This is a genomic window from Kitasatospora sp. NPDC057518 (assembly GCF_042802075.1).
In the GTDB taxonomy this organism is placed as follows: domain Bacteria; phylum Actinomycetota; class Actinomycetes; order Streptomycetales; family Streptomycetaceae; genus Kitasatospora.
Window position 1 is genome coordinate 1 of sequence record NZ_JBHVEU010000503.1, and the last position, 6,160, is coordinate 6,160.

General features: G+C 73.3%; 5 protein-coding genes. All 5 read left to right on the forward strand.

Going from position 1 to position 6,160, the window contains the following annotated elements:
- The first annotated feature begins 64 nt into the window (after window positions 1–64).
- Window positions 65–1,978: a RiPP maturation radical SAM C-methyltransferase gene (locus tag ACFU7Z_RS34420; RefSeq protein ID WP_380781895.1), complete on the forward strand. Its 1,914-nt coding sequence runs from the start codon at window positions 65–67 to the stop codon at window positions 1,976–1,978.
- Window positions 1,959–2,675, forward strand: a complete 717-nt coding sequence (locus tag ACFU7Z_RS34425) for a DUF5825 family protein (protein WP_380781897.1) — start codon at window positions 1,959–1,961, stop codon at window positions 2,673–2,675. The genes ACFU7Z_RS34420 and ACFU7Z_RS34425 overlap by 20 nt, the downstream gene beginning before the upstream one ends.
- Window positions 2,676–2,722: 47 nt before the next feature.
- Window positions 2,723–3,922, forward strand: a complete 1,200-nt coding sequence (locus ACFU7Z_RS34430; RefSeq protein ID WP_380781899.1) for a cytochrome P450 — start codon at window positions 2,723–2,725, stop codon at window positions 3,920–3,922.
- Window positions 3,915–5,171, forward strand: coding sequence for an MFS transporter (locus ACFU7Z_RS34435; RefSeq protein WP_380781901.1), 1,257 nt, complete (start codon window positions 3,915–3,917; stop codon window positions 5,169–5,171). Before ACFU7Z_RS34430 ends, ACFU7Z_RS34435 begins: the two co-directional genes overlap by 8 nt.
- A gap of 120 nt (window positions 5,172–5,291) precedes the next feature.
- Window positions 5,292–6,128 carry an alpha/beta fold hydrolase gene (locus tag ACFU7Z_RS34440; protein WP_380781903.1) on the forward strand — a complete coding sequence of 279 codons (837 nt, stop codon included), beginning with the start codon at window positions 5,292–5,294 and terminating at the stop codon, window positions 6,126–6,128.
- The last annotated feature ends 32 nt before the right edge of the window (window positions 6,129–6,160 follow it).

Below are 6,160 nucleotides of genomic sequence, written 5' to 3' on the forward strand. Positions count from 1 at the left end.
GCCCCGGAGCGACACCCCGCCGACACCCCTGACCGACCGCCTGCGACCGACGGAACTGGCCACCATGCGTATCGTTCTTCTGCACATGCCCTGGGGCGCGATCGACGTGCCGTCGCTGGCGCTCGGGATCCTGCACACCACCGCCGCGCGCGCCGGCCACCAGGTCGACGTCCGGTACGCCAACCTGGACTTCGTGGACTGGGCCGCCGAGACCGCGGGTTTCGGTGCGGACGACTACCAGTACTTCTCCGAGAAGTCCTACTTCCAGGGCGCGGGCGACTGGGCGTTCGCCGGCGCGCTGTACGGCGACGACGGCGGCGACGACGACAGCACCGACAGCACCGGCTACTTCGAGTACCTGGCCGCCAACGGCGCGAGCGAGCAGGAGATCGCCCTGACCCGGGCCACCCGCGCGATCGCCCCCGCGTTCATCGCCCGCCTGGTCGAGGAACTCGCCGCCGACCCGCCGGACCTGGTCGGCTTCACCACCACCTTCCAGCAGAACACCGCGAGCCTCGCCGCCGCGAGGCTGCTCAAGCAGCGCTGCCCGCAGGTGCGCACGGTGTTCGGCGGCGCGAACTGCGACGGTCCGCAGGGCGCCGCGCTGCACCGCAACTTCCCGTTCCTGGACTACGTGGTGCGCGGCGAGGGCGAGGCCGCCTTCCCGGCGCTCCTGGCGGGCCTCCCGGCGGGCGGCGACCTCTCCGCCGTCCCCGGGCTGTGCTGGCGCGACGGCTCCGGGACGTCGACGGCCAACGCGATGACGAGGCGCCCGCTGCCGCCCTCCGCGATCCTGGCGCCCCGCTACGACGGCTTCTTCGAGCGGCTCGACGCCTCCGTCGCGGCCGGCTGGGTCGATCCCAAGCTGGTCGTCGAGGGCTCCCGGGGCTGCTGGTGGGGCGAGAAGCACCACTGCACCTTCTGCGGGCTCAACGGCTCCTCGATGGAGTTCCGCTCCAAGCCGCCGGCGGACTTCCTCGCCGAGGTGCTCGGGCTCGCCGAACGCCACCAGCTGCTGGACGTCTACGTGGTCGACAACATCCTGGACATGGGCTACTTCGACACCGTCCTGAAGTCGCTGGCCGAACTCCCGGTCGACCTGCGGCTGCACTTCGAGATCAAGGCCAACCTGCGCCGCCACCAGTTCCAGCTGCTCGGCGACTCGGGCGCGGCCCAGGTGCAGCCCGGCATCGAGAACCTGAGCACCCGGGTCCTGCGGATCATGGACAAGGGGGTGACGGGCTGCCAGAACGTCCGCGCGCTGCGGGACGCGCAGAGCGCCGGGGTCTCGGTGACCTGGAACTACCTCTACGGCTTCCCCGGCGAACAGCCGGAGGACTACGAGTCGGTGATCAGCCAACTGCCCGTCCTGCACCACCTGGACCCGCCGACCGGGGCGGGGCGGATCGCGATCGAGCGGTTCAGCCCGTACTTCGACCGCCCCGAACTGGGCTTCGCGATCACCAGGCCGGCCTTCCAGTACCGCGCGACGTACCGCCTGCCGGAGAGTGAACTCAACGAACTGGCCTACGTGTTCACCGCACCGCCGCGCGGGATCGGCGGCGGGCTCGCGGAACGGCTGGGCGCGGCGGTGGACACCTGGCTCGCGCGGTTCCCCGACAGCCGGCTCAGCTACCGGGACGCGGGCGGACGGGTCGTGCTCGTCAACACCCGTCCCGGGTACGACTGGCGGGTGGTCGAGCTGACCGATCCGGTGGAGCTCGCCGTCTTCCGGCTGCTGGTCCAGCCCCGCTCGGCCGCCGCACTGGCCGCCAAGGTCCCCGGCGGGGCGGCGGCGGTCGAACCGGTGCTGGAGCGCTTCACCACGCTGGGCCTGCTGTTCCACGACGGGGCCGGCTACCTCCAGGTCGCCGTCGAGTCCGACAACCAGGTGCTGATGCGGATGCGGCACCGGCACGGCCCCGCCGCCGCCCTCCCCCGTACCGAGGAGGTGCCCGATGCCGTCGCGATCGGCTGAACGGAACGATGCCGCACGGGACGACGCCGGAAGGACCGGTGCTGGAAGGACCGACGCCGCCTGGCGCGCGGCCGGCCCGGAGGTCGAGCTCTGGCTCGACTACGACCCCGCCGCCCGGGAGCTGCCGGGCTTCGCCCTCGGCCGCCGCACCCTGCCCGGCCCGGCGCAGGAGGAGGTCACCGGGCTGCACCGCGCCGGGGTCCGCTGCCTGCGGCTGACCGAGCCGGTGCGGCTCTGCGCGGACGCGCCCGCGGCCTCCGCACGGGCGCTGATGCTGCTGCGCGAGGCGACCGGGCAGGGGCTGGCCGTGCTCTGGCAGGCGGTCTGCACGGACGGCTGCGCCGCGCGGCGCCGGTTCCACCACCTGTACCCGCCGGAGCGGTTGACCGGCGGGCCGGAGGAGGTCGTCGCCGACTGGCGCGGCACGTACTACCCGAGCAAGTGCGTCTTCCGGCGCGGCCCCGGCTTCGTCGAGGTGCGCGACCGCCGGTTCGGGACGCTGGAGCTGTTCACCATCGACGAGCCGGCCCACCTGGCGCAGGTGGACGCGCTGGCCGAGGGCGTCGAGGTCGGCCGGCTGCCGGAGGCCGTCCACCGGGACTTCGCCGAGGCCGGTCTGATCACCGAACAGGCCGGCCGCGCCTGGTTCCTGCCGATGCGGGTGCGCCGCTGGCCCTTCCCGTCGCTGACGGTGTAGCCGCGCAACCGCGTAACCGCGAGAGTTCCGAGCCCGAGGAGAGATCCATGACCACCGCGGTCGACGACGCCGCCGGACGGATGTCCGCCTTCATCCGCGACCCCTACCCCACCCTCGCCCGGATCCGCGAGGCCGGCGCGGTCTCCGTCGTGGAGTTCGGCGAGGGCCTGCCGGTCTACCTGGTGACGCGCTACCAGGACGTCCGGGCGGCGCTGATGGACCCGCGCTTCGGGCAGGACGTCCGCCGCAGCCAGGCCATCGCGAGCGGGCGGGGCTCCGGCCTGACGCTCGGCTCCGAGGTCGTCCACATGCTCAACAGCGACCCGCCGGACCACACCCGGCTGCGCCGCCTGATCCAGGGCGTCTTCACCCGCCGGCAGGTCGACCTGATGCGGCCGATGGTCGAGCGCATCTCCGGCGGCCTGCTGGACGGGCTGCGCGGGCGGGAGACCGCCGACCTGGTGGCGGACTTCGCCTTCCCGCTGCCGATCATGGTCATCTGCGAGCTGCTGGGCTTCCCCCCGGAGGACATGCACGCCTTCCGCACCTGGTCGACGGCGATCCTCACCCAGGGCGGCGAGATGACCTTCGACCAGGCCACCGCCGAGATGAACGACTACCTCCGGGAGTTGATGACGGCCCGACGGGCCGCCCCGAGCGAGGACGTCCTGACCGACCTGGTGCGGGCCCGCGACGCCGGCGAACTCACCGAGCAGGAGGTGTTCTCGATGGTCTTCCTGCTGCTGATCGGCGGTCACGAGACCACCGTCAACCTGCTCGGCACCGCCACCCTGGCCCTGCTCCACCACCCCGACCAGCTCGCCCGGCTGCGCGCCGACCCGGCGGCGATGCCCGTCGCCATCGACGAGTTCCTGCGCTACGAGTCCCCGGTGAGCATGGCCACCCTGCGGTTCACCAACGCCGACGTGATGGTCGACGACGTGGAGATCCCGGCGGACGAACTGGTGCTGCTCTCACTCGGCGCGGCCAACCGCGACCCGGCCCGCTTCACCGATCCCGACCGGCTGATCCTGGACCGGGGCGATCCGGGCCACCTGGCCTTCGGACAGGGCCTGCACCGGTGCCTCGGCTCCTTCCTCGGCAGGCTGGAGAGCGAGGTCGCGCTGACCGGCCTGCTGGAGCGCTTCGCGCGGATCGAGCTGGCCGCCGCCGAGGAGACCCTGCCCTGGCGCAACACGATCATGCTGCGCGGCCTGGAGTCGCTGCCGGTCTCCCTCGATGGCTAGCGGGGCGAAGGCGGACGGCGCATCGGGCCTGTTGCGGTTCCGCCCCCGGTTCGGCGTCGCCCCGCTGCGCTCGCGCGGCTTCCGGCTGCTGGTGATCGGCCAGGCCACCTCGGAGTTCGGCAACGCGTTCCAGGTGGTCGCCCTGCCGCTGCTGGTCTACTCCCTCGGCGGCGGCGCCCGCCAGTTGAGCCTGGTGGTCGCCGCCTACGGCGCGGGACGGCTGGCCGCCACCCCGCTCGGCGGGATCCTCGCCGACCGGTTCGGCGCCCGGCGGGTGATGCTGACCGCCGACCTCGGCCGGCTGCTCGCCACCGCCGGGCTCTGCGCGGTCGCCGCAGGAGGGGCGGCCGCGTTCTGGCTGATCGGCGGACTCGCCCTGCTGGTCGGCCTCGGAGCGGGGGTCTTCCTGCCGGCCGCCTGGGCGATCACCCCGGCCCTGCTGCCCGCCGAGGACCTGCACGCGGGCAACGCCCTGAACAGCACGGTCACCTTCGGCGCCGGCCTGCTCGGCCCGGCGGTGGCCGGCCCGCTGGTCGCCTGGCTGAACCCGGCCACCGCCCTGGGCGTGGACGCGGCGACCTTCGCCGTGTCGACGGCGACGCTGCTGCTGATCGGTCGCGGCGGCCTCGTCGCGCCGCCCCGCCCGATCTCCGAACGCGCCTCCGTACCAAGGAACTTCCCCACCCTGCTGCGGGAATCGCCGCTGCTGCGCGCGGTGCTGACGGTGACGGCGATCGCGAACCTGACGGTGGGCGGCGCCACCCGGGTCGCCCTGCCGGCCCTGGCCACCCACGGCTTCTCCGCCGGTGCCGCCGGGCTGGGCCTGCTGCTCGCCGCGTTCACCGGCGGCGCGCTGGTCGGCGGCCTGTTCGCGGCCGGCCTCACCGAGGTGCGCTCCCGGGGCCGCACGGCGATGCTCTCCGGCCTGGCGATGGGCGCGGCGATCGGCCTGGTGCCCTTCACCGGCCTCGTCGGCGCCGTCCTGCTGCTCTGCGTGGCGGGCGGCGCCAGCACGGTGACCAACGTCCTGGTCGTCACCGGCGTGCAGAAGAGCACCCCGCCCGCGCTGCTGGCCCGGGTCATGGCGGCCGTCACCTTCTGCGCGCTGGGGGTCTTCCCGGTCTCGGTGATCGCGGCCGGCGCGGCGGTGGACGCCTTCGGCAGCCGGTGGGTGTTCGCGACGACCGGGCTGTGCCTGATCGGCGCCTTCGGATACGCGCTGACCAGGCGCGAGATGCGCGAGCTGTAGGGCTCCCGACGCCGCTCCCGGACGACACGCGGTGCCCGCAGCGGCAACCATTCGTACCCGGCCGGTCCTAGCGTGTGACCCACCGCAGCCCTGACGCTGCCCGAGAGAAAGGAAGCGCCCATGCCTTTCGTCACCGTCGGCCAGGAGAACTCCGCCCCCGTCGAGCTCTACTACGAGGACCACGGCTCCGGGCAGCCGGTCGTCCTCATCCACGGGTTCCCGCTGGACGGGCACTCCTGGGAACGGCAGAGCGCCGCACTGCTGGACGCCGGCCACCGGGTCGTCACCTACGACCGCCGCGGCTTCGGCCGCTCCTCCCAGCCCACCACCGGCTACGACTACGACACCTTCGCCGCCGACCTCCACACCCTGCTGGAGACCCTCGACCTGCGGGACGCCGTCCTGGTCGGCTTCTCGATGGGCACCGGGGAGGTCGCCCGCTACGTGTCCGCGTACGGCTCCGGCCGCATCGCCAAGGTGGCCTTCCTCGGCTCGCTGGAGCCCTACCTCCTCAAGACCGACGACAACCCGGACGGCGCGGCCCCGAAGGACTTCTTCGACGGCATCGTGGCTGCTGTGAAGGCCGACCGGTACGCCTACTACACCGCCTTCTACCGGGACTTCTACAACCTCGACGAGAACCTCGGCACCCGGATCAGCGAGGAGGCCGTCCGCAACAGCTGGAACGTCGCGGCGGCCGGCGGCTGGTACGCCGCCGCCGCGGCACCCTCCACCTGGTACACCGACTTCCGCGCCGACATCCCCCGCATCGACGTGCCGGCCCTGATCCTGCACGGCACCGGCGACCGCATCCTGCCCATCGACAGCACCGCCCGCCCGTTCCACCGGGCCCTGCCCTCCGCCGAGTACGTGGAGATCGAGGGCGCACCGCACGGCCTGCTGTGGACCCACGCCGAAGAGGTCAACACCGCCCTCCTGACCTTCCTCGCGAAGTAGCCGGATCCGTCCGGCCCCGAGGGCCCCGCACC